The organism is Paucibacter sp. PLA-PC-4 (assembly GCF_026241155.1).
Classification (GTDB): Bacteria; Pseudomonadota; Gammaproteobacteria; order Burkholderiales; family Burkholderiaceae_C; genus Roseateles_E.
Genome location: NZ_JAPFGP010000001.1, coordinates 229,154 through 251,447 on the forward strand (window position 1 = coordinate 229,154; position 22,294 = coordinate 251,447).

The 22,294-nt window shown below is 63.7% G+C and carries 25 protein-coding genes; 16 read left to right on the forward strand and 9 right to left on the reverse strand.

What is annotated here, in order from left to right:
• The 10 genes from atpB (at position 1) to ppk2 (ending at position 8,543) form a co-directional block, all read left to right on the forward strand.
• The gene (gene atpB, locus OOZ63_RS01145) at positions 1-870 is read left to right on the forward strand and encodes a F0F1 ATP synthase subunit A (protein ID WP_137942793.1); all 870 of its coding nucleotides are present in this window, start codon (positions 1-3) and stop codon (positions 868-870) included.
• A 57-nt stretch (positions 871-927) separates the two neighbouring features.
• Complete coding sequence (atpE, locus tag OOZ63_RS01150) at positions 928-1,176, forward strand: F0F1 ATP synthase subunit C (protein WP_137942794.1); 249 nt, start codon at positions 928-930, stop codon at positions 1,174-1,176.
• A 38-nt stretch (positions 1,177-1,214) separates the two neighbouring features.
• Positions 1,215-1,685, forward strand: a complete 471-nt coding sequence (locus OOZ63_RS01155; RefSeq protein ID WP_137942795.1) for a F0F1 ATP synthase subunit B — start codon at positions 1,215-1,217, stop codon at positions 1,683-1,685.
• Positions 1,686-1,687: 2 nt separating this feature from the next.
• Positions 1,688-2,221: a F0F1 ATP synthase subunit delta gene (locus OOZ63_RS01160; RefSeq protein ID WP_266003475.1), complete on the forward strand. Its 534-nt coding sequence runs from the start codon at positions 1,688-1,690 to the stop codon at positions 2,219-2,221.
• A 109-nt stretch (positions 2,222-2,330) separates the two neighbouring features.
• Positions 2,331-3,890 carry a F0F1 ATP synthase subunit alpha gene (gene atpA, locus OOZ63_RS01165; RefSeq protein ID WP_266003476.1) on the forward strand — a complete coding sequence of 520 codons (1,560 nt, stop codon included), beginning with the start codon at positions 2,331-2,333 and terminating at the stop codon, positions 3,888-3,890.
• A 54-nt stretch (positions 3,891-3,944) separates the two neighbouring features.
• The gene (atpG, locus tag OOZ63_RS01170) at positions 3,945-4,817 is read left to right on the forward strand and encodes a F0F1 ATP synthase subunit gamma (RefSeq protein WP_266003477.1); all 873 of its coding nucleotides are present in this window, start codon (positions 3,945-3,947) and stop codon (positions 4,815-4,817) included.
• 44 nt (positions 4,818-4,861) lie between these two features.
• Positions 4,862-6,274 carry a F0F1 ATP synthase subunit beta gene (gene atpD / locus OOZ63_RS01175; RefSeq protein ID WP_266003478.1) on the forward strand — a complete coding sequence of 471 codons (1,413 nt, stop codon included), beginning with the start codon at positions 4,862-4,864 and terminating at the stop codon, positions 6,272-6,274.
• An 84-nt stretch (positions 6,275-6,358) separates the two neighbouring features.
• Complete coding sequence (locus tag OOZ63_RS01180; protein WP_262971724.1) at positions 6,359-6,772, forward strand: F0F1 ATP synthase subunit epsilon; 414 nt, start codon at positions 6,359-6,361, stop codon at positions 6,770-6,772.
• Between the two features lie 81 nt (positions 6,773-6,853).
• Positions 6,854-7,723, forward strand: a complete 870-nt coding sequence (locus tag OOZ63_RS01185; RefSeq protein WP_266003479.1) for a D-hexose-6-phosphate mutarotase — start codon at positions 6,854-6,856, stop codon at positions 7,721-7,723.
• A 25-nt stretch (positions 7,724-7,748) separates the two neighbouring features.
• Positions 7,749-8,543, forward strand: coding sequence for a polyphosphate kinase 2 (gene ppk2 / locus OOZ63_RS01190; RefSeq protein WP_266003480.1), 795 nt, complete (start codon positions 7,749-7,751; stop codon positions 8,541-8,543).
• On the opposite strand, the gene OOZ63_RS01195 is transcribed toward ppk2, so the two are convergent.
• Genes OOZ63_RS01195 through OOZ63_RS01205 form a run of 3 tightly spaced genes read right to left on the reverse strand, consistent with a single transcriptional unit; the run spans position 8,535 to position 10,580 of the window.
• Positions 8,535-9,056: a TPM domain-containing protein gene (locus OOZ63_RS01195; RefSeq protein ID WP_266003481.1), complete on the reverse strand. Its 522-nt coding sequence runs from the start codon at positions 9,054-9,056 to the stop codon at positions 8,535-8,537. The two genes, ppk2 and OOZ63_RS01195, sit on opposite strands and share 9 nt — an antisense overlap.
• The gene (locus OOZ63_RS01200) at positions 9,056-9,952 is read right to left on the reverse strand and encodes a TPM domain-containing protein (protein ID WP_266003482.1); all 897 of its coding nucleotides are present in this window, start codon (positions 9,950-9,952) and stop codon (positions 9,056-9,058) included. The genes OOZ63_RS01195 and OOZ63_RS01200 overlap by 1 nt, the downstream gene beginning before the upstream one ends.
• Positions 9,953-9,965: 13 nt before the next feature.
• On the reverse strand, positions 9,966-10,580 hold the full coding sequence (locus OOZ63_RS01205; RefSeq protein WP_266003483.1) for a LemA family protein: 615 nt from the start codon (positions 10,578-10,580) through the stop codon (positions 9,966-9,968).
• A gap of 86 nt (positions 10,581-10,666) precedes the next feature.
• Between OOZ63_RS01205 and hemE the strand changes: the two genes are divergently transcribed.
• Genes hemE through OOZ63_RS01220 form a run of 3 tightly spaced genes read left to right on the forward strand, consistent with a single transcriptional unit; the run spans position 10,667 to position 14,139 of the window.
• Positions 10,667-11,752: a uroporphyrinogen decarboxylase gene (gene hemE / locus OOZ63_RS01210; RefSeq protein ID WP_266003484.1), complete on the forward strand. Its 1,086-nt coding sequence runs from the start codon at positions 10,667-10,669 to the stop codon at positions 11,750-11,752.
• 15 nt (positions 11,753-11,767) lie between these two features.
• On the forward strand, positions 11,768-12,055 hold the full coding sequence (locus OOZ63_RS01215) for a hypothetical protein (RefSeq protein WP_266003485.1): 288 nt from the start codon (positions 11,768-11,770) through the stop codon (positions 12,053-12,055).
• The gene (locus OOZ63_RS01220; RefSeq protein WP_266003486.1) at positions 12,052-14,139 is read left to right on the forward strand and encodes a primosomal protein N'; all 2,088 of its coding nucleotides are present in this window, start codon (positions 12,052-12,054) and stop codon (positions 14,137-14,139) included. Before OOZ63_RS01215 ends, OOZ63_RS01220 begins: the two co-directional genes overlap by 4 nt.
• 24 nt (positions 14,140-14,163) lie before the next feature.
• Here the strand turns inward: OOZ63_RS01220 and OOZ63_RS29050 are convergent, their stop codons facing one another.
• The 6 genes from OOZ63_RS29050 to OOZ63_RS01255 form a co-directional block, all read right to left on the reverse strand.
• On the reverse strand, positions 14,164-15,711 hold the full coding sequence (locus OOZ63_RS29050) for a methyl-accepting chemotaxis protein (RefSeq protein WP_323055713.1): 1,548 nt from the start codon (positions 15,709-15,711) through the stop codon (positions 14,164-14,166).
• Between the two features lie 103 nt (positions 15,712-15,814).
• Entirely contained in the window at positions 15,815-16,273 is a 459-nt protein-coding gene (locus OOZ63_RS01235; protein WP_266003487.1) for a chemotaxis protein CheW, read from the reverse strand.
• Positions 16,274-16,297: 24 nt separating this feature from the next.
• Positions 16,298-18,016, reverse strand: coding sequence for a methyl-accepting chemotaxis protein (locus OOZ63_RS01240; RefSeq protein ID WP_266003488.1), 1,719 nt, complete (start codon positions 18,014-18,016; stop codon positions 16,298-16,300).
• Positions 18,017-18,130: 114 nt separating this feature from the next.
• Entirely contained in the window at positions 18,131-18,664 is a 534-nt protein-coding gene (locus OOZ63_RS01245; protein WP_266003489.1) for a chemotaxis protein CheW, read from the reverse strand.
• A 141-nt stretch (positions 18,665-18,805) separates the two neighbouring features.
• Positions 18,806-19,528 carry a hybrid sensor histidine kinase/response regulator gene (locus OOZ63_RS01250; protein ID WP_266003490.1) on the reverse strand — a complete coding sequence of 241 codons (723 nt, stop codon included), beginning with the start codon at positions 19,526-19,528 and terminating at the stop codon, positions 18,806-18,808.
• A gap of 61 nt (positions 19,529-19,589) precedes the next feature.
• The gene (locus OOZ63_RS01255) at positions 19,590-20,228 is read right to left on the reverse strand and encodes an excisionase family DNA-binding protein (protein WP_266003781.1); all 639 of its coding nucleotides are present in this window, start codon (positions 20,226-20,228) and stop codon (positions 19,590-19,592) included.
• A 107-nt stretch (positions 20,229-20,335) separates the two neighbouring features.
• On the opposite strand from OOZ63_RS01255, the gene OOZ63_RS01260 reads away from it, so the two are divergent.
• From OOZ63_RS01260 to OOZ63_RS01270, 3 genes are read left to right on the forward strand one after another with little or no spacing between them, the layout of a single operon-like run.
• Complete coding sequence (locus tag OOZ63_RS01260; protein ID WP_266003491.1) at positions 20,336-20,707, forward strand: response regulator transcription factor; 372 nt, start codon at positions 20,336-20,338, stop codon at positions 20,705-20,707.
• 18 nt (positions 20,708-20,725) lie between these two features.
• The gene (locus OOZ63_RS01265) at positions 20,726-21,481 is read left to right on the forward strand and encodes an HD-GYP domain-containing protein (protein WP_266003492.1); all 756 of its coding nucleotides are present in this window, start codon (positions 20,726-20,728) and stop codon (positions 21,479-21,481) included.
• A gap of 11 nt (positions 21,482-21,492) precedes the next feature.
• Positions 21,493-22,293: an ABC transporter substrate-binding protein gene (locus OOZ63_RS01270; protein ID WP_416234682.1), complete on the forward strand. Its 801-nt coding sequence runs from the start codon at positions 21,493-21,495 to the stop codon at positions 22,291-22,293.
• Position 22,294: the final 1 nt, after the last annotated feature.

Here is a 22,294-nt window from a genome sequence, read left to right on the forward strand (position 1 = left end):
ATGGCAGCCGAAGGACATGGGCCCAGCGCTGGTGAGTACATCACTCACCACCTGCAACATCTGCAGAAGAATTTCTCGTTCGAGAGCGTCAAGCAGACCAGCATCGTCGACTTCAGCGTCTTCAATCTGGACTCGGTGGCGTTTTCGTTGCTGCTTGGCGTGATCGGCTGCTTCGTGCTGTGGCGCGCCGCGCGCAAGGCCACCTCGGGCGTGCCGGGGCGCTTCCAAGCAGCCGTGGAGATCCTGTCCGAGATGGTCGAGAACCAGGCCAAGGGCGTGATCCACAATGCCAAGAGTCGCAAACTGGTCTCGCCGCTGGCGCTTACCGTGTTCGTCTGGATCTTTCTGATGAATGCGATGGACATGCTGCCGGTCGACCTGATCCCTGCGATCTGGCACAGCGCCGGTCCTGCCCTGGGCTTCAAGGATTACATGCGCGTCGTGCCGACCGCAGATCTGTCCACCACGTTGGGCCTGTCGAGCAGCGTGCTGCTGATGTGCTTCTTCTACAACATCAAGATCAAGGGCCTTGGCGGCTGGGGTCATGAGCTGATCTCGGCACCGTTTGGCGCGCACTGGGCGCTCTGGCCTTTCAACTTCTTGATGCAGGTCATCGAGTTCGTCGCCAAGACGGTCTCTCACGGCATGCGGTTGTTCGGCAACATGTTTGCCGGCGAACTGGTCTTCATGCTGATCGCACTAATGGGTGGTGCGTTCACGCTGTCGGCTACGGGCATCGGCCTGGCCATTGGCCATGTCATTGCCGGTACTGTGTGGACCTTGTTCCACATTCTTGTGATCACGCTGCAGGCCTTCATCTTCATGATGCTGACGCTGATCTACATCGGTCAGGCGCACGACGCGCACTGACCACGAGTTTCTCTCTTTTCTCTCCCTTTCTTTCTTTCATCTCTCTAGGAGCAAATAATGGAAAACATCCTCGGCCTCGTGGCACTGGCTTGCGGCATCATCGTTGGTCTGGGCGCTATCGGCGCTTCCATCGGCATCGCGCTGATGGGTGGCAAGTTCCTGGAGTCCTCGGCTCGCCAGCCTGAGCTGATGAACGAGCTGCAAACCAAGATGTTCATCTTGGCCGGTCTGATCGACGCAGCTTTCCTGATCGGCGTGGCTATCGCTCTGCTGTTCGCGTTCGCCAACCCCTTCGTGCTGGCCTGATAACTCCCGAACCTTTCACGACTTGAAAGGATCGTGCCGTGAATATCAACGCAACCCTATTTATCCAGGCGATCGTCTTCGCGATCCTGGTGTGGTTCACGATGCGTTTCGTCTGGCCGCCTATCACAAAGGCGCTGGATGAACGTGCAGAGAAGATCCGCGACGGCCTGGCCGCTGCGGACAAGGCCAAGGCCGAGTTGGCGACCGCCAACAAGAAGGTCGACGAGCAGCTCGCACAAACGCGCAACGAAACCACCAAGCTGCTGGCCGACGCCGAAAAGCGTGCCGCTGCCATCGTGGACGAAGCCAAGAAGCGTGCTGAGGACGAGGGCGCCAAGATCGTGGCCGCCGCCAAGTCCGAAGCCGACCAGCAAGCCACCCGTGCCCGCGAGGCCCTGCGCGAGCAGGTCGCTGCGTTGGCCGTCAAGGGTGCCGAGCAAATTCTGCAGCGCGAGGTGAACGCCTCCGTGCATGCCGAATTGCTGGGCCGTCTGAAGACGGAGCTGTAATCATGGCTGAGCTCGCAACCATTGCACGCCCATACGCTGAAGCGCTCTACCAGGTCGCCAAGAAGCACGATGTGAAAGCCTGGGGTGCGGCGCTCGACGCGCTGTCCCTGGTCGCACAGGATGCCGATCTGCGCCAGTTCGCCGACAACCCCAAGGTCACGTCCGAGCAGGTCTACGCGGTTGTTGCCGCTGCGGCCAAGCAAGACTTGGCCCCGGAGCTGCAGAACTTTCTGCGCGCGGTGATCGAGAACTCGCGCCTGGCGGCTCTGCCGGCGGTGGTCGGACAGTTCCATGTCCTGGCCAACGCGGCTGACGGCGTGGCTGATGCGCAGATCTTCAGTGCTTACCCCATTGAGCCAGCCCAGCTGAGCGATGTGGTGGCCACGCTGGAGAAGCGCTTCGGTCGCAAGCTCGAAGCCCATGTATCGCTGGAGCCCTCGCTGATAGGCGGTATCCGCGTGGTGGTTGGCGACGAGGTGCTGGACACCTCGGTCAAGGCGCGCCTGGAACGCATGAAGGTGGCCCTGACCGCCTGATCGATCCGATCAAGCGCGACGAACACCGAGACCGAATCACCCCCTTAGCCCGCCCGTGTTGCTGCCACAAGCGCAGCGCACGGCAGGGCCGAGCAGATGGGAGCAAGCAATGCAACTGAATCCTGCTGAAATTTCCGAACTCATCAAGTCCCGTATCGAGGGTCTCGGTGCATCGACGGACGTCCGTAACCAGGGCACCGTGGTGTCCGTGTCCGACGGCATCTGCCGCATTCATGGTCTGTCCGACGTGATGCAAGGCGAAATGCTGGAGTTCCCGGCTGACGCCAGTGGTCAGCCCTCGTTCGGCCTGGCCCTGAACCTCGAGCGCGACTCCGTCGGCGCCGTGATTCTGGGTGCCTACGAGCACATCTCCGAAGGCGATACCGTCAAGTGCACGGGTCGCATTCTGGAAGTGCCGGTCGGCCCCGAGCTGATCGGCCGCGTCGTCAACGCGCTGGGCCAGCCGATCGACGGCAAGGGTCCGATCAACGCCAAGATGACCGACGTGATCGAAAAGGTCGCCCCGGGCGTGATCGCCCGTAAGTCGGTCGACCAGCCGCTGCAGACCGGCCTGAAGTCCATCGACGCGATGGTGCCCGTCGGCCGTGGCCAGCGCGAGCTGATCATCGGTGACCGCCAGACCGGCAAGACCGCCGTGGCCATCGACGCAATCATTAGCCAGAAGGGCCAGGGCGTGACCTGCGTCTACGTTGCGATCGGCCAGAAGGCCTCGTCGATCAAGAACGTGGTGCGCTCGCTGGAGCAGGCCGGTGCGATGGAGTACACCATCGTCGTGGCCGCCTCGGCCTCCGAATCGGCCGCGATGCAATATGTGTCGGCCTACTCGGGCTGCACGATGGGCGAGTACTTCCGCGACCGCGGCCAAGATGCGCTGATCGTTTATGACGATCTGTCCAAGCAGGCCGTGGCCTATCGCCAGGTCTCGCTGCTGCTGCGCCGCCCGCCGGGCCGCGAAGCCTACCCCGGCGACGTGTTCTATCTGCACAGCCGCCTGCTGGAGCGTGCCGCTCGCGTCAACGCCGACTATGTCGAAGCCTTCACCAAGGGTGAAGTTAAGGGCAAGACCGGTTCGCTGACGGCGCTGCCCATCATCGAAACGCAAGCCGGCGACGTGTCCGCCTTCGTGCCGACCAACGTGATCTCGATCACCGACGGTCAGATCTTCCTGGAAACCAGCCTGTTCAACGCAGGTATCCGACCCGCCATCAACGCCGGTATCTCGGTGTCGCGCGTCGGTGGTGCAGCCCAGACCAAGCTGATCAAGGGCCTGTCCGGCGGTATCCGTACCGACCTGGCGCAGTACCGTGAGCTGGCCGCGTTCGCGCAGTTCGCTTCCGATCTGGATGAGTCCACTCGCAAGCAACTGGATCGCGGTGCCCGCGTGACCGAGCTGCTGAAGCAGGCCCAGTACTCGCCCCAGCCGATTAGCCTGATGGCTGCCACGCTGTACGCGGTGAACAAGGGCTTCATGGATAGCATCGAGGTCAAGCAGGTTTTGGCGTTCGAGCATGGCCTGCACCAGTTCTTGAAGACCAGCCACGCTGCGCTGCTGGCCAAGCTCGAGGCCGAGCAGGCCTTCGACAAGGCCGGCACGTCCGAAGCTGAACTGAACGCTGCGATCACTTCCTTCAAGAAGTCCTTCGCCTAATGACCATGACCGGGCTGTGATGCAAAAAGCGGCCCGGACCTAACAGGAGAAATCATGGCATCAAGCAAGGAAATTCGCGGCAAGATCAAGTCGGTCGAGAACACCAAGAAGATCACCAAGGCCATGGAGATGGTGGCCGCTTCCAAGATGCGCAAGGCGCAGGAGCGGATGCGTTCGGCCCGGCCCTACAGCCAGAAGATCGGCAATATCGCCGCGAATCTGGCCACGGCCAACCCCGAATATAAGCACCCCTTCCTGGTCAAGAACGAGCAGGCCAAGACGGCTGGGTTCGTCGTGGTCACGACTGACAAGGGTCTTTGCGGTGGTCTCAATACCAACCTCTTGCGTGCGGCCACGGCCAAGCTCAAGGAGCTGGAGACAGCCGGACAGAAGGCCGAGGTCGTTGCCATCGGCAACAAGGGCCTGTCCTTTATGAACCGCATCGGCGCCAAAGTCGTCTCGCAGGTCACGCAGCTGGGCGACCAGCCGCACATCGAGAAGATGATTGGTCCGGTCAAGGTGCTGCTGGATGCATACGCCGAAGGCAAGCTCAGTGCCGTCTACCTCTGCTACACCCGCTTCATCAACACGATGAAGCAGGAGGCCGTCGTGCAGCAACTGCTGCCGCTGACGACCGAAGGCATGAAGACCGATGGCGGCTCGCACGCGTGGGATTACATCTACGAGCCCGATGCCGCGACCGTGATCGACGAGTTGCTGCTGCGCTATACCGAGGCCCTGGTCTATCAGGCTGTGGCCGAAAACATGGCGTCCGAGCAATCGGCACGCATGGTGGCCATGAAGGCTGCCACCGACAACGCAGGCACCCTGATCGGTGAGCTGAAGCTGGTCTACAACAAGACCCGCCAGGCCGCGATCACCAAGGAGCTCAGCGAGATTGTCAGTGGCGCGGCCGCCGTGGGCTGATCGCGATCGAACGCTAATAGTTTTGGAATTGAAGGAACGAAAAAATGGCTAACACTCAACAAGTGGGCAAGATCGTTCAGTGCATCGGCGCCGTGGTGGACGTGGAGTTCCCGCGCAACCAGATGCCGAAGGTCTACGACGCACTGAAGATGCAAGGCTCGTCGCTGACCCTCGAAGTCCAGCAGCAGCTGGGCGACGGCGTGGTGCGCACGATTGCTCTGGGCTCGTCCGACGGTCTGCGCCGCGGCACCGAAGTCTTCAACACCGGCGAGAACATCAAGGTCCCCGTTGGCAAGGCAACTCTGGGCCGCATTATGGACGTGCTCGGCGCGCCCATCGACGAGCGTGGCCCGGTTGACCAGACCCTGGTCATGCCGATTCACCGCAAGGCCCCCGCCTATGACGAGCTGAGCCCTTCGCAAGAGCTGCTGGAAACCGGCATCAAGGTGATCGACTTGATCTGCCCGTTCGCCAAGGGCGGCAAGGTGGGCCTGTTCGGTGGCGCCGGCGTCGGCAAGACCGTCAACATGATGGAGCTGATCAACAACATCGCCAAGGCTCACTCGGGTCTGTCGGTGTTCGCGGGTGTCGGCGAGCGTACCCGGGAGGGCAACGACTTCTATCACGAGATGGCCGATTCGGGCGTCGTGAACCTCGAGAAGCTCGAAGACTCCAAGGTCGCGATGGTCTACGGCCAGATGAACGAGCCCCCGGGCAACCGTCTGCGCGTTGCCCTGACCGGGCTGACGATCGCCGAGTCCTTCCGTGACGAAGGCCGCGACGTGCTGTTCTTCGTGGATAACATCTACCGCTACACGCTGGCCGGTACCGAAGTTTCCGCGCTGCTGGGCCGCATGCCATCCGCCGTGGGCTACCAGCCGACGCTGGCCGAGGAAATGGGCCGTCTGCAAGAGCGAATCACGTCGACCAAGGTCGGCTCGATCACCTCGATCCAGGCCGTTTACGTCCCTGCGGATGACTTGACCGACCCATCGCCTGCCACGACCTTCGCCCACTTGGACTCCACCGTGGTGCTGTCGCGTGACATCGCCTCGCTGGGTATCTACCCCGCCGTGGACCCGCTGGACTCGACCTCGCGTCAGCTGGACCCGAACGTGGTCGGCGACGAGCACTACACGACGGCCCGTGCCGTTCAGCAAGTGCTGCAGCGCTACAAGGAACTGCGCGACATCATCGCGATTCTGGGCATGGACGAACTGTCGCCGGAAGACAAGCTGGCCGTGTCGCGCGCCCGCAAGATCCAGCGCTTCCTGTCGCAGCCGTTCCATGTGGCCGAAGTGTTCACCGGTTCGCCCGGTAAGTACGTGCCGCTGAAGGAAACCATCCGCGGCTTCAAGATGATCGTGGCCGGCGAGTGCGACCACCTGCCGGAGCAGGCTTTCTACATGGTCGGCACCATCGACGAAGCCTTCGAGAAGGCGAAGAAGCTGCAGTAATCGCGATACCAGCGGCACGCGGCTCGACGGGGCTGCGCGCCGCTGATCCGTTACCGAAGTTTCTTAACGCTAAGGAAGATTGAGATGGCAACTATCCACGTTGATGTGGTTTCCGCCGAAGAGCTGATCTTCTCGGGCGAGGCCAAGTTCGTCGCGCTGCCGGGCGAAGGCGGTGAGTTGGGCATCCTGCCCCAGCATACGCCGCTGATCACCCGCATCAAGCCGGGTGCCGTGCGCATCGAGAAAGCAGATGGCGGCGAAGAGTTTGTCTTCGTGGCCGGCGGCATTCTGGAAGTGCAGCCCGGCACGGTCACCGTGCTGGCCGACACCGCGATCCGCGGCAAGGACCTGGACGAAGCCAAGGCCTCGGAAGCTAAGAAGCTGGCCGAGGAAGCGATGAAGAACGCTAAGAGCGATATCGACTTTGCCGCCGCGCAAAGCGAGTTCGCCGCGATGGCCGCCCAGATCGCCGCGCTGCGGAAGTTCCGCAAGAAGTGATCGCTGGCGGCCTCGCCGCCGCGCTCTTTACGACGCCCGCCGACGCAAGTCGGGCGGGCGTTTTTCTTACACTGTCTACCTATGCCCACCGCTATCGCTCTGACCCGCTACCAAGGCATGGATGCCCTGGAACTGCTTGCCCCAGACGGCGCCCGCGCCACGCTGCTTCTGCACGGCGCTCATATCGTGTCCTGGATACCGGCTGGTGGCGACGAGCAGCTGTACCTGTCGCCGAAGTCGGACTTCGCTACCGGACAGGCCATCCGCGGCGGCGTACCGGTGTGCTTTCCGCAGTTTGCCGCGCGCGGTACGCTGCAAAAGCATGGCTTTGCGCGCAGCAAGCCCTGGCAGCTGGTGTTGGCCGAGCAAGGCGACGACGATGCGCTGGCGGTCTTGCGCCTGGCCGACGATGACGCCTCGCGCATGTTCTGGCCCCATGCCTTCGAGGCCGAGCTGAGCGTGCGCGTGGCCGGTCGCAGCCTGGAGATTGAGCTCGCCTGCGAGAACCGCGGCGACACGTCCTTCAGCTTTACCGGAGCGCTGCACAGCTATCTGCGCGTCCAGGATCTGAATGAAAGCAGCGTCCAAGGCTTGTCGGGTCTGCACTATTGGGACTCGATCGATCACGTCGAGAAGAGCCAGCGTGTCGACCTGCTGCTGCCCGGCAGCCCCGGCGCGCAGGACCTCGACCGTATCTACCATCAGGTCAAGCAAGACCTGACCCTGGTCGAGCAGCGCGGCGCCGACAAGCGCGAGCTGCTGATCCGCCAGCAGGGCTTCGAAGACGCGGTGGTCTGGAACCCTGGCGCCGAGAAATGCGCGGCGCTGGCCGATATGCCGGCCGAGGGCTGGCGGCAGATGCTGTGCATCGAGGCTGCGGCCATCGAGCATCCGATCACGCTGGCCCCCGGCGAGAGCTGGGCCGGCATGCAAAGCCTGACCCTCGTATAAGCTAGTGGCTCCACAAGGAGCATGCATGGCCAGCAAGAAGTCCAAGCAGGACAGGCTCGGAAAGAGCGACTATCTTGAGCAGTTGATGCCAATGCAGCTGGAGCTCAACGCCATGGCGCGTTGGCTGCAGCACAGCGGCCGGCGTTTGCTGGTCATCATCGAAGGACGCGACACCGCCGGCAAGGGCGGCGTCATATCGGCGATCTCCGAGACGCTGAACCCGCGCCAATGTCATGTAGTGGCATTGGGCAAGCCCAGCGAGCGTGAACAGGGTGAGTGGTACTTTCAGCGCTATGTGCCGCATTTGCCGGCGGCCGGCGAGATCGCGCTGTTTGACCGCAGCTGGTACAACCGCGCCGGCGTCGAGTCGGTGATGGGGTTTTGCACGCCTGAGCAGACGGCGGCCTTTCTGAAGCAGGCGCCAGCGTTCGAGAAGCTGCTGGTCGACGACGGCATGCTTGTGTGCAAGTACTGGTTGACCGTCGACCAGGCCAAGCAGGAGGAGCGCTTCGTGGAGCGGCTGCAGGATCCACTCAAGCGTTGGAAGCTCTCGCCGATCGACGTTGATGCACGTCGCCTCTACAAGCAGTACGGCGAGGCGCGCGAGCGGATGCTGTTGGCCACCCACAGCCGCCATGCGCCGTGGACTCTGGTCGACTTCAATGATCAGCGGCGGGGCCGTCTGACCCTGATACGCCATCTGCTGGACCACCTGCCCGATGTGGCCGTGCCCGTTCCAGTGCTGAAGTTCCCTCCGCTGACGCACAAGCCGCTGACCGAGGTCTTCAGCGGCAAGTTGCAGCCCATCAAGTCAAAGTAACACCACCGCGTCCGGCAGCTCGTTCGGGTTCTTCTGGCCCTCGGCTAGCGGATAGTGCTGGCGCAGCAAGCGGTCGACCGCATCGACTGCTGCGATCAGGCCGGGCTCGAAGCGGCCGGCCCGCAGATCGGCGCGCAGCCCCTCAATCACCAGGGCCCATTCGTCCACCGACACCCGAGCATTGAGCCCGCGGTCGGCGACGATCTCGATTGCGTGGTCGGCCAGCAGCAGATAGATCAGCACGCCGTTGTTGGTCTCGGTGTCCCAGACCCGCAGCTTGCCGAACAGGGTCACGGCGCGGTCGCGCGCGGACAAACCCTTCCACAAATAGGACAGCGGCAGCCCGGCCTCCACGCAGACGCAGATCTCGCCGTTGTGGCGGGTCTCGCTGTCGCGCACCTTCTGCTCCAGGTGCGGCACGGCCGCGCCGGGCAGGGCACGCTTCAGATCGGACTCATCGGTCCAGCGGTGTCGCAGCAGCCGCAGCAATCGGTTCTTGGTCAGCGTCGGCATCACCAGTCTCCCGAGGCGCCACCGCCTCCAAAATCGCCCCCGCCGCCGGAGGAGAATCCGCCGCCGTCACCGCCACCCCAGCCGCCCCCACCGCCACCGCCCCAGATGACCGGGCCGCCGCCCAGGCCGCCGCCGCGACCGCCCCGTCGGGCTGCACCGATGCCCAGCACGCCCACCAGCACCAGGGCCGCGACGCCGGCCAGCCCGGCGACGATCACGCTGGTGCTGAAGAACCAGCCCAGCGCACCTGCTGCGCCGCCGGTGGCGACACTGCCGAGCTTGCGGCCGAAGAGACTGGTCAGCAGCGCTCCCAGTACCGGCACGCCGATGAAGAACACCGCCGCCAGTTCCTCGAAGTCAAAGCCGCTGGCGCCGCTGCCCGACGAGCGCTGGCCCGGCACCGGCAGGTTCTCACCGCGAATACGTGCCTGCAGCTGGTCCACGGCCTGATTCAGACCGCCGGCATAGTCGCCCTTCTTGAAGGCTGGTGTGATCGCATTCTGGATGATCTGCCGCGCCGCCAAATCGGGAACCGCGCCCTCCAGCGCCTTGGCCACCTCGATGCGTATCTTGCGATCCTCCTTGGCCACCAGGATCAGGACGCCGTCGCCGACCTCGCGCCGACCGATCTTCCAGCTGTCGGCCACGCGCTGCGCATAGGCGGCGATGTCTTCTGGCAGCGTGGTCGCGGTGATCAGCACGACGATCTGCGGCCCGGCCTCGGCCTCGAAGGTCGCCAGCTTGGCTTCCAGCGCGGCGCGCTGGGACTCGCTGAGCGTGGCAGTTCGGTCGATCACCCGCGCACTGAGCGCCGGCACCGGCTGTTCCTCCTGCGCCAAGGCCGGCAGGCTCAGCGCAAGGAACAGCCCCAGGATCAGGGCAAGCGGGCCGCGCATCGAGGAGGTCCGCTTACTTGGACGCGGGCTTGTCGAAACTCACCGCTGGCGCGGTCTGGATCGCGGCCTCGTTCTCGACCGTGAAGTTGGGCTTGGTGTCGTAGCTGAACACCATCGCAGTCAGATTGTTCGGGAAGCTGCGGGCGTGCACGTTGTAGTCGGCCACCGACTTGATGTAGCGGTTGCGTGCCACGGTGATGCGGTTCTCGGTGCCTTCGAGCTGCACACGCAGATCTTGGAAGCCTTGGTTGGCCTTTAGATTGGGATAGTTCTCGGTCACTACCAGCAAGCGCGACAGCGCGCTGGAGAGTTCGCCCTGAGCGGACTGCCACTTCTTCAGCGCCTCGGGATTGTTGGCCAGCTCCGGCGTGACCTGAATGCTGGTGGCTTTGGCGCGCGCCTCGACCACCTTGGTCAGCGTCTCCTGCTCGAAATTGGCCTCGCCCTTGACGGTGTTGACGATGTTCGGAATCAAGTCGGCGCGGCGCTGGTACTGGCTTAGCACCTCGGACCACTGGGCCTTCACCTGCTCGTCCAGGCGTTGGAACTCGTTGTAGCCGCAGCCCGAAAGGCCCAGCGTCGAAGCCAAGACCAGGGCGGCAAGGCCGCTGCGTTTGATCCAATTCATGAAACACCTCCTTATGGAACGGTTGGCCGGCTAGTTGGTGATGTCCCGGCGTATATCAAGGCAGTATCGCAGCGGATAATGAACGGATGAGCGCTCCCCTGCAAAACGACAGCTTTCTGCGCGCCTGCCTGCGCCAGCCCACCGAGCACACCCCCGTCTGGCTGATGCGCCAGGCCGGCCGCTACTTGCCCGAGTACCGCGCGACGCGGGCCAAAGCCGGCAGTTTCATGGGCCTGGCCACCAACCGCGACTACGCGACCGAAGTGACCCTGCAGCCTCTGGAGCGTTACCCGTTGGACGCCGCCATCCTGTTCAGCGACATCCTGACCGTGCCCGATGCGATGGGCCTGGGCCTGTCGTTTGCGATCGGAGAGGGTCCGAAGTTCGAGAAGGTCGTGCGCGACGAGGCGGCCGTGGCCGCGCTCGAGGTGCCGGACATGAACAAGCTGCGCTATGTGTTCGATGCGGTGAGTTCAATCCGCCAGGCACTGAACGGCCGCGTTCCACTGATCGGTTTCTCCGGCAGCCCCTGGACCCTCGCCTGCTATATGGTCGAGGGCGGCGGCTCGGACGACTACCGTCAGGTCAAGAGCCTGATGTATGCGCGCCCGGATCTGATGCACCGCATTCTGCAGGTCAACGCCGACGCGGTGGCCGCCTATCTGAACGCGCAGATCGATGCCGGCGCCCAGGCCGTAATGCTGTTCGACTCCTGGGGCGGCGTGCTGGCCGACGGCATGTTTCAGCGCTTCTCGCTGGACTACTCCAAGCGCGTGCTGTCCCAGGTCAAGACCGAACACGAAGGCCAGCGCATCCCGCGCATCCTGTTCACCAAGGGCGGCGGCCTGTGGCTGGACGAGATCGCCGATGCAGGCGCCGATGTGGTTGGCCTAGACTGGACGGTCAATCTGGGCCGTGCCCGCGCACAACTCGGCCACAAGGTCGCGCTGCAGGGCAATCTCGATCCGAACGTGCTGTTCGCCTCTCCCGACGCGGTGCGCGAGCAGGTCAGGGCGGTGCTCGACAGCTTCGGTGCACCTGGCCCGAACAGCGGCCATATCTTCAATCTGGGCCATGGCATCAGCCAGCACACCCCGCCCGAATCGGTGACGGCCTTGGTTGATGAGGTGCATACCTATTCGCGGCTTTTGCGGCAGCCACACGGTGGGTGAGCAAGCACTCCGCTTTTGACTTATCCCCATTTTTCGCAACGCGAAAACTTCGCATTTGCCATGCTGCGGCGCAGCTCAGTGTTTTCCCGAGAGTCTTCTAAGTCGTTGATTCATTGGGCTTTCGCCGATTTGCGGGGGAATGCATTTTGCAGAGCAGCCCTGCGGCGTCCGGCAGCGGCAGCGGGGCTGTTAATAAATTCCCCACAAAGTTATCCACAGAAACAGGCCTTCGGTGGAAAACGTATTGAAATCATGAATTTAGAGCCTGTTCCTCAGCCTGATTCGATCTTGGGGCGGGAATGAGCGAGTCCCAGCAGCATCGCGTGCGCGTGGTGGTCGACGCACCCCAGCACAGCGGCATCATCGGGGCGCTGGACTATCTGAGCGAGCGAGTGCTCACGCCAGGCACCCTGGTTCAAGTGCCGCTGGGCCGGCGCGAGCTGACCGGCATGGTCTGGCCCGGCTCACCCGACCCGGCCGCCGAGCTGCTGGATGAGTCCCAACTGCGACCGATCAGCGCCGTGCTTGACGGCCTGCCTCCGCTGCTGCCCAGTTGGTGCGCGCTGGTCGATTTCGCGGCCAGCTATTACCAGCGCAGTGCCGGCGAGGTGGCTTTGTCGGTACTTCCGCCGCAATTGCGCGAGCTTGACGGTCAACAGCTTCAGGCGAGGCTGAAAAAGCTTGATAAATGGATCGCAGTCCAGGCCGCAAGCCCCGAGCTCGTCGTGGCAAAGCCGCAGCTGAGCCCTGCCCAGGCCGAGGTGCTGGAGAAGATCGATGCCTTGATGGCGGCCGGTGCTGACACAGCGCCGCCGCCGGTGCTGCTGTACGGCGTCACCGGCAGTGGTAAGACCGAGGTCTATCTGCGCGCCGCCGAGCATGCGCTTGCAGCCGGCCGCCAAGTGCTGGTGCTGGTGCCCGAGATCAATCTCACGCCCCAATTGGAGACACGTTTTGCAGAGCGCTTTGCAGGCCGGGTCATCGTCTCGCTGCACAGCGGTCTGACGCCGGCCCAGCGGCTGCGCAATTGGCTGGGCGCCCACCTGGGCGTGGCCGAGCTGGTGCTGGGCACGCGACTGGCGGTGTTCGCCTCGATGCCGCGCCTGGGCCTGATCGCTGTCGATGAGGAGCACGACCCCTCGTACAAGCAGCAGGACGGCGCCCGCTATTCCGCGCGAGACTTGGCCGTCTACCGCGCCCGGCTCGAAAAGGTGCCGGTCATTCTCGGCTCCGCCACCCCTTCGCTGGAGAGCTGGCAACATGCCAACAGCGGCCGCTACCAGCGCCTGGCGCTGCCTGAGCGAATCGGCGGCGGCGCGCTGCCGCGGGTGCGCCTTTTCGATATGAACAGCCTGCCACGCAACAAGGGCGTGATGACCGCGTTGACCGCGCCGCTAGTCGCCGCATTGCGCGGCCGGCTGGAGCGGGGGGAGCAGAGTCTGGTGTTCCTGAATCGACGCGGCTATGCACCGGTGCTGCACTGCACCGAGTGCGGCTGGAAGAGCGAATGCCCGCACTGCAGCGCTTACCGCGTGTTCCACAAAGGCGACCGCACGCTGCGCTGCCACCATTGCGGCTTCACCGAGCGCGTGCCCCATGCCTGCCCCGACTGCGGCAACCAGGACATTGCACCGCTGGGTCGCGGCACCGAGCGGCTGGAGGAACAGCTGGCCGAGGCCTTGCCGGGCGCCCGCGTTGCCCGCATCGATGCCGATTCGACCAAGCACAAGGGAGCGCTGGAAGCGCAGCTTGGCGCGGTGCATGACGGCGAGGTCGACATCCTGGTCGGAACCCAGATGATCACCAAGGGCCACGATTTCCGCCGCATCACTCTGGTGGCGGCGGTCAACCCGGACGGCGCCTTGTTCAGCAGCGACTTCCGCGCGCCCGAGCGATTGTTCGCGCTACTGATGCAGGCGGCTGGCCGGGCTGGCCGAGATGCCCAACAGGCTGCGCGCAGCGAAATGTGGGTGCAAACCTGGCATCCGCAGCATGCGCTCTACAAGGCGCTGGAGCGCCATGACTTCGAGGCCTTTGCCAAGAGTCAACTGGCCGAGCGCGAGAGTGCCGGCCTGCCGCCCTATTCGCACCTGGCGCTCTTGCGTGCCGAGGGCCGCACCGTGGAGGCCGCGCGGGACTTTCTGAGCGCCGCCGCGCAATGGGCCCAGGCCCTGCCCGAGGCCAGTGGCGTGCTGATCTACCCACCGGTACCCATGAGCGTGGCCCGGGTGGCCAATATCGAGCGCCTGCAGATGCTGGTCGAATCGCCGACACGCGGCGCGCTGCAGCGCCTGCTGTGGCTGTGGATGCCGGAGCTGCAGATGCTCAAGCGCGAACACAAGGGATTGCTGCGTTGGGCGGTGGATGTGGATCCGTTGGCGATCTGAGCATGGTCCGGCTTGCTGTTCGGCTCAGGCAATCCTGAACACTGCTACCGCGTCGACCAACTGGCGTGCCTGCAGCCTCAGGCTTTCAGCAGCGGATGCGCCTTCCTCGACCAGGGCTGCGTTCTGCTGCGTGACCTGATCCATCTGCGAGACCGCATGGCCGATCTGATTGACGCCGCGGCTTTGCTCCTCGCTGGCCGAACTGATCTCGCTGACCACGTCGGCAACGCGCTGAATGGCCGTCACGACCTCGTCCATCGTACCGCCGGCCCGATCCACTAACTGGGTGCCTTGCTCGACTCGCTGCACGCTTGCCGTGATCAGGGTCTTGATCTCCTTGGCGGCATTGGCGCTGCGCTGGGCCAGCGAACGCACCTCCGCCGCCACAACCGCGAACCCGCGACCCTGCTCACCGGCGCGCGCTGCTTCGACGGCAGCATTCAGCGCCAGGATATTGGTTTGAAAGGCGATGCCATCGATCACACCGATGATGTCGGCGATCTTCTTGGATTCAGCGTCGATGCCGCGCATGGTCTGTACAACCTCGCTCATCACCTGGCCGCCGTTGACGGCAATCTGCGAGGCGCTGGCGGCAAGTTGCTTGGCCTGCTTGGCGTTCTGCGCGTTGTTGCTGACGGTGGACGATAGTTCGTCCATCGTGGCAGCCGTCTGTTGCAACGCGCTGGCCTGCTCCTCAGTGCGCTGGCTCAGGTCCTCGTTGCCCTGCGCAATCTCGCCGCTGGCATTGGCAACGTTCTCTGCATTGCTGCGCACCTGGCGCACGATGTCCGACAGCGCCAGCTGCATCGCGTTCATCGTGCTCAGCAAGGGTGAGACCTCGTCATTGCCCGTGTCGGTGATGGCGATGGCCATGTCGCCATCGCGCACACGTTGGGCGGCGATCAGCGCCGTGCTGACCCTCGCACGCAGCAGGCGGCCGATGTACCAGGCAAAGCCGCACAGCACGGCGACAAGGGTCAGTACCAACCCCGCCAACACTTTAGAGATCGACACGGTTTCGTGCTCGATCTGCTCGACCCCCTTGTTCAACCTGCCTTCCTGGAGCTTGACGTTGTCCAGCAAGGTTACCAGCAACGCGTTACGCACCGGGATGGTCTTGTCCACCAGAAAGGCAAAGGCCTCGGCCTTCTGGTCTTCTTCGATCAGCTTGAGATTGTCGCCGGCGACCTGCCAGAAGGCCTGGACCATGGCCGGGACCTTCTCGAAGCGCAGCTTCTCATCGTTGCTGGTAATGGTTTGCTGATAGTCCACGATCAATGTGTCGATCAGCTTGCGACGCTCCCCGATGTCGGCCAGTGTGGCCGCCAGCTCCTGGGGATTGCGCGCCAGGATCGCATGACGCAGTTGCAGCGAGCTGCGCGTGACATTGATCTCGAGCGCCGCGACGCGCTGCAACTGGGGCACACGGTGCCGGCTGGTGTCGTCGGCCATCTCGGCGATGTCGTGCAGATGTTCTGTTGAAAACCAGAGCACGCCCGCCAGCATAGCGGCCAGCACGCCAACCAGCGCGTATAGCCGGGTGGCGATCCCCATTCGTGCGAGAGCAATCATGTGCGAATTCCTTGGTTGCGCCACCGATCTTGCACGGAACGCGATCCGACTAAAGACTGGAGATGGCCGGGAGAATGGAGCTTATCCGCACCGCGTCCGGTGCTCAATAGCAGCTCCGCCAGTCGTCAAGCCGCCGCGAATCTAGCAATTGCATTACACGCGAGCCACGCAAGCGCTGTGCCTTGCAATTGGAAATGGGGTCACCGAGATCGGGTTGCGGCAGATCGGTCAGTTCGAACACATCGTTGACGGCCTCGGCCAGCAAGCCCAAGCGGCCTTGCAGCAGCTCCACAATCACGACGACTCCCTGGCGCGGCGCAGCGGTCTGGTTCGGCGCAGTAGCAGGCAGCAGGGCACGCAAGTCCAGCAACGGAACGAACGCATCCTGCCGGTCCTTCACGCCGCACAGCCAAGGCGATGCCCCCATTAGCCGCAGTCCCTCGTCATAAGGCTGGATGGCCTGCACATGGCGCAGATCGATACCGTAGTCTCGGCCGCCAACACGAAGACTCAGGTACTCTGGCGTATCGCAGGCCGGCGGCAAACCGGCGCTGGCAGGCATCAGGAGTCTGCCGGTATCCATGGCTCAGAAGGCGGCCCATTCGCCATCAGTGCCGGTAGAGGCCGAGCGCAGCGGCGCCGCCGCCGCCCGGCGCCCGAAAGCCGGGCGGGTGACGTTGGTGGCGCGGGTGGGTTTGCGGCGCTCCTCACCTGTCCAGCCGGCTGGTGCCTGAGATGCATCGATCACAGCCAGGTCGGTGCCGGTGCGAAACACCGCCACGGCCTTGACCAGGGTCTCCGCCTGATGGTGCAGGCTCTCTGCGGCGGCGGCCGACTCCTCTACCAGGGCGGCGTTTTGCTGGGTGGTCTGGTCCATCTGATTGACGGCCTGGCTGACCTGGGTCACGCCGCTCATCTGCTCGCGACTGCCGGCGGCGATCTCGCCGACGATGTCGCTGACCCGCTGCACCGAGGCCTTGACTTCCAGCATGGTGCTGCCGGCCTTGTCGACCAGACTGGATCCTGCGCTTACCCGCTCCACGCTCTGGCCGATCAGGCTTTTGACCTGGCGAGCGGCTTCTGCAGAGCGCTGCGCCAGCGAACGCACCTCGCCAGCCACCACCGCGAAGCCGCGGCCCTGCTCGCCGGCCCGTGCCGCTTCGACGGCCGCGTTCAGCGCCAGGATGTTGGTCTGAAAGGCGATGCCGTCGATCACGGAGATGATGTCCTCCATCTGGCGCGAGGCCTGCTCGATCTCGCGCATGGTGCTGACCACCTCGCCGACCACCTGGCTGCCATGGTGCGCTACGCCGGCCGCCTGATTGGCCAACTGGCTGGCCTGGGCGGCGTTGTCGGCATTGCTCTGTGCCGTGCCGTTGATCTGCTCCATCGAGGCGGCAGTTTGCTGCAGGGCCGAGGCCTGCTCCTCAGTGCGCTGGCTCAGATCGGCATTGCCCTGGCTGATCTGGGCGCTGGCGGTGGCCACGCTTTCGGCATTGCCGCGCACCTCGGTCACCAGGCCGCGTAGGCTGGTCTGCATTTCGTCCATGGCGACCAACAAAGGGCTGAACTCATCACGGCGAGCATCGAGAACCGGCTGCGTCAGATCCCCGCTGCGCACTCGCTCGGCCACTTCGCGCGAGGCGGCAATGCGATGGCGCAGCAGCCGGCTCACCACCCAGACCGACGCCAGCAACACGATTGCCACGCCAAGCGCCATAACGAGAAGAATTCGCAGTGTGGCGCCCGAGCTCTGCTCAATTTCGGTGATGGTGCCGTGGAGCGTCTGCCTCTGATGGGCTACCGTTTTGCCCAGCACCTCCAATAAGGCATTGCGGGACGGAATGGTCCGGTCGACCAGAAAGGCAAAGGACTCCTGGGTCTGGCCGCTCTTGATCAATGCCACGTTGGCTTCTGCCAAGGTCCAGAACTGCGCCAACCGCTCGGGCACCGATGTGTACAGCTCCTTGCCCTGTGCCGTGGAGAGATCCCGATGATAGGCAAAAAGGGCCTCGTCGATAGTTCGGCGATGGGCTGCAATGTCGTTCAAAGCGGTCAGTTGTTCTTCTGGGGTACGTGCGAGGATGGCATGGCGCAGTTGCAGGGAACTGCGCGTTACTGCCAGTTCGGCCGCAGCGATGCGCGTGAGCTGAGGTACCAGCACCGCCTCGGTGCGCTCAGCCAGCGCCGATACCTGGCCCAAGCTGTTCCAGGCGAAGCCGGCGAGACCGAGCAAGCCGGCGCATATGAGGCCGGCTACTGCATACAGGCAATGTGCAATGCCAAAGTGGGAAGAGAGTTTCATGTCGTACTCCTGGTGTATTTGGGTTTCGGCTTAGGCCGAGACCAAACGTCTAGAGCTCTTAGAACGCTTGGTTTGAAGCTTTTTGAGTCGGGGCAGCGATCCATCCTGGATCGGTTAGGAGGTGGCGTAGGCGTCGATCCACAGGCTCGCATCGAGTAGCAGCACACGGCGCTCATCGCTGGAGACCATGCCGCGCAGGTAGTGGTGGGCGAAGTCGCCGGGCAGCTGAGGCAGCAGCCGCAGCTGCTCCGGGGAGACTGGCAACACGTCCAGCACCTCATCGACCATCAGGCCCAGACGCCGCCCGTCCTGTACCAGCACGACCACGGCCCGCAACTCGGCGTCCTCGCCCGTGGCAATCGGCAGATTCAACAGGCGGCAGAGATCCAGCAGCGCGATGACTTGGCCGCGCAGGTCCAGCACGCCCAGCACGGCAGTGTCTTGGCCGGGCAGAGGCGTGGCCTGCTGGTGGCTGCGGATCTCCTGAATGCTGTGCAGCGGCAGGCCGTACTCCTGGCCACCGACTCGAAAGCACAGCAGCTCCAGCGGTAGGCCGGCCGACGTGACGGTTTCGACCAGCGCGCTGCCGGGTTGAGCCAGGGGTCGCTGAATAGCGGGAGCTTGGGGGGCGAGAGTGGTGGAAGACATCGCATCACAGCCCGCTGCGAGCGGGTGTAGTTAATCAGTAATGCGAGCATCTTAAATGATACAAATGATATTGGTATCATATTCACTGTGACAACTATCACATGTGCGATGCAAAAATGCGGGATCTACTGCAGTCGGACCCTATCGCAAGGCCCGAAGCTGCTCCCGCAGTTCATGCCATTGCGGCGTTGCGACGGCCCAGTCGGCCGCATGGCTGCTGTCTTCCAGCGCGCGGGCGAGAATCGCAGGTTGCGTGTGCCCCAGGGTCAGCAACACGGACTTAAGGCTGTGAGCGAGGCGCCGCAGGGCCTGGGCATCGCAGCTTGCCAGGGCGCGGTCGCCTTCGATCAGGTCGGCGCCAAACTGCTGCAGACAGCTGGCGCGAAAGCTGCGGTAGAGCGGCTCGTTGCCACCGAAATGTTCGGCGATAGCGCGAGCAGTCGCTGGGTCTGCCTTGACGACGATGGCTGCGGCTTGCTCGCCCCCTAAGGACAGTGCATCACTAACGCAGCCTTGCAAATCGACCAGACTGCAGGGCTTGGACAGCAGTCGCCAGACTTCAGGCCGCTCCAGGCGCAGGCGCACCTGCGGGTTCAGACCCGCACTGAAGACCACCAGCCTTGCGGCGCCTTGTAGAGCCGGATTGGCTGCCAGTGAATCGATCAATTCGAAGCCTGAACGTCCGGGCAGCATCAGGTCAGTCAAGATCAGATCCACTGGAGCGCGGACCAACTCGGCCAGCCCTTCGTCCACCGTCGGCAGTGCCAGCAGTTCGATCCCCAGATCCTCCAGGGCCAGGCCGACGAAGCGCTGAAGCGAAGCGTCATCCTCGATCAGCAGGACGCGAGGTCGACCGGTGTTCATAGGCTTGATTCCGGGCTCCACACGGAAGCGCAGGCCTTCGTCGGCAGGGGGAGTCTGGGGATCAAGCCTTGGCCTCCATACTCAACTGTTCGCGCAGCAGCACTGGCAAATCCATCACGAGGCGGGGCTTATGCACAACCGGCACGTCTTGCAGCGCAAAGGCATAGGGCTCGCGCTGGGCGGCATCCAGCGAGGTGATGACGATCAGGCGGCTTCCCGCGAACTGGGGCTGGGATCGCAGGCTGGTGATCAGGGTGGCGCCATCGATGCCGGGCAAGAGGATATCTACCAGCAGAAATTCGGGTTGCAACTGCCCATACATGGCCAGCCCGACGATGCCATCGGCGGCCATATGCACTTCTAACTCCGGGAACTGCTGGCCCAGCAGCATCGCTATCAGGTTCTGGTAGTGCACCGAGTCTTCGATCAGCAGCAGGCGCGGCCGCCGGCTGAGGGAGCGCACAAGGGGCTGCTGGACATTCTGGGCTTCAGTGGCTGGCACACCACGGCGCGACAGCCAGGCATCTACAGAGCTGCGGGCGATACGTCGGTGGCCGCCGGGGGTCTTCCAGGCCTCCAGTTCGCCGCGGTCCACCATCAGTTGTACCGAGCGAACGGCCATGCCCAGTCTGCGGGCGACTTCCAAGGTGCTGTAGTCGCTGGTTTCTTCAAAGCCAGATGATGGATTTGTTTTAGGCATTGCGCAATTTTGCCGGTTTTTGTCGAACCTGAATCGTCTAAAGGGTTGATTGATAAAAATGATACAAGTAATAATGCGCCATGCCATCTGCCCCATCAGGAGCCATCTTGAAGACGATATTGATTGTGGACGACCATGCCGACATCCGCCGACTGATCCGCATGACGCTGGAGTTCGACAACTACCAGATTCGCGAGGAGGCGACCGGGGAGGCCGCACTGCAGTTCGTCGAGACCGTCCGACCAGATGTCGTACTGCTTGACGTGATGATGCCCGGGGCGTTCGATGGCCTGGAGGTTTGCCGCAGGATCAAGGCCAATCCGGCACTGCAGGGCGTGCAAGTCCTGCTTCTGAGCGCCCGAGGTCAAGCAAGGGATCGCGAGGCCGGCCTGCAGGCCGGAGCGGATGCGTATCTCGTCAAGCCTTTCAGCCCGCTTCAGCTGATAGACACAATCGCCGCGAAGTGCGCGCTCGCCTGAGACTGATTGGAGAATGCCATGTATGCCGCGACTGTGAGCCGCCAGGACCATGTTTTCGACGCCGCCGCCAACGAACAGATGGAGCGCATTGTGTCGGACCTGGGCCGCATGTACCAGGAGCGCAACGAGGCTTTGCGCGAGGTGGCTTGTGCCCACCACGAGGCCTTGCTGCGCCTGTCGCTCGCGGCCGAACTGCGCGATGACGACACCGGCGTGCACATCATGCGCATCGGCTACCTGTCCGAGGCGCTGGCCCTGATGCTGGGCGAGCCGGCCGCCTTTGCCAAGATGCTGTGCCGGGCAGCACCGATGCACGATATCGGCAAGATCGGTATACCCGACCATGTGCTGAAGAAGCCCGGCAGCTTCACCGCCGAAGAGCGTCGGGTGATGAATACCCATCCGACGCTGGGCGCGGAGATCCTCGGGCGCTCACGCATCCCGCTGTTCCAGTTGGCGGCCGAGGTCGCCCTGACCCACCATGAGCGCTGGGACGGCTGCGGCTATCCTCATGGGGTGAGCGGCGAGGCGATCCCGCTGGCCGGGCGCATCGTCGCGGTGGTTGACTTCTTCGACGCGCTGACCATGGATCGCTGCTATCGCGATGCCTTTGGCGACGAGGTGGCGCTGCGCATGCTCGGCGAGCAGCGTGGCTTGGCCTTCGATCCGCGCATCGTCGACTGCTTCATCGCCAATGCGCCGGCGCTGATTGAGCTGCGCGAGCAGATCAACCAACATCCGCCGAGCTTTGAAACGATGTCCCTGCCTGCTTGAGGAATGCCGTGCTGAACACGCTTCGCCCCTTTCTGCTGAGCCTGGCCCTGCTATGGGCAGCAAGCCCGGCCGCCCATGCCCGAACCGACAGCCCGACTTTGGAGCGTATTGGCGCCAGCAAAATCTTGCGTGTGTGCATCTGGCCTGACTACTACGGCGTTACCTATCGCAACCCGCGCTCCCAGGCGCTGGGAGGCATCGACATCGACCTTTCAACCGAGCTGGCGCGCGAGCTCGGTGTCAGGCTGGAGCATGTCGCCTCGTCCTTCCCGACGCTGGTCCAAGACCTGAAGAGCGAGCGTTGCGATGTGGCCATGTTCGCGATCGGCGTGCTGCCGCAGCGCCGCCAGCAGCTGGACTTCAGCCAGCCCTATCTGCAAAGCGATATCTACGGGGTGACGACCCGCAGCAATCGCGTCGTGCGCGAGTGGGCCGACATAGACAAGCCCGGCGTAGTCGTGGCCGTGCAGGCCGGCACGGTGATGGAGAGCGTGATGCCAGCTGCGCTCAAACATGCCAAGTTGGCCGTCGTGCGGCCACCAGCCACGCGCGAGCGCGAGCTGGAGGCCGGGCGGGTCGATGTCTTCATGACCGACTATCCCTACAGCCGACGGCTGCTGGACAACGCCGACTGGGCAAAGCTGATCGCACCGCCCCAGCCCTTCCATGTGCTGCCCTATGCTTATGCGGTCCGCCAGGGCGACCCCGCCTGGCTGGCGCGGCTGGACGAGTTTGTCGCCCGCATCAAGCGTGATGGCCGCCTGCAGGCCGCGGCCAAGCGGCACGGCCTGTCCGCAATCGTGGTCAACTAGC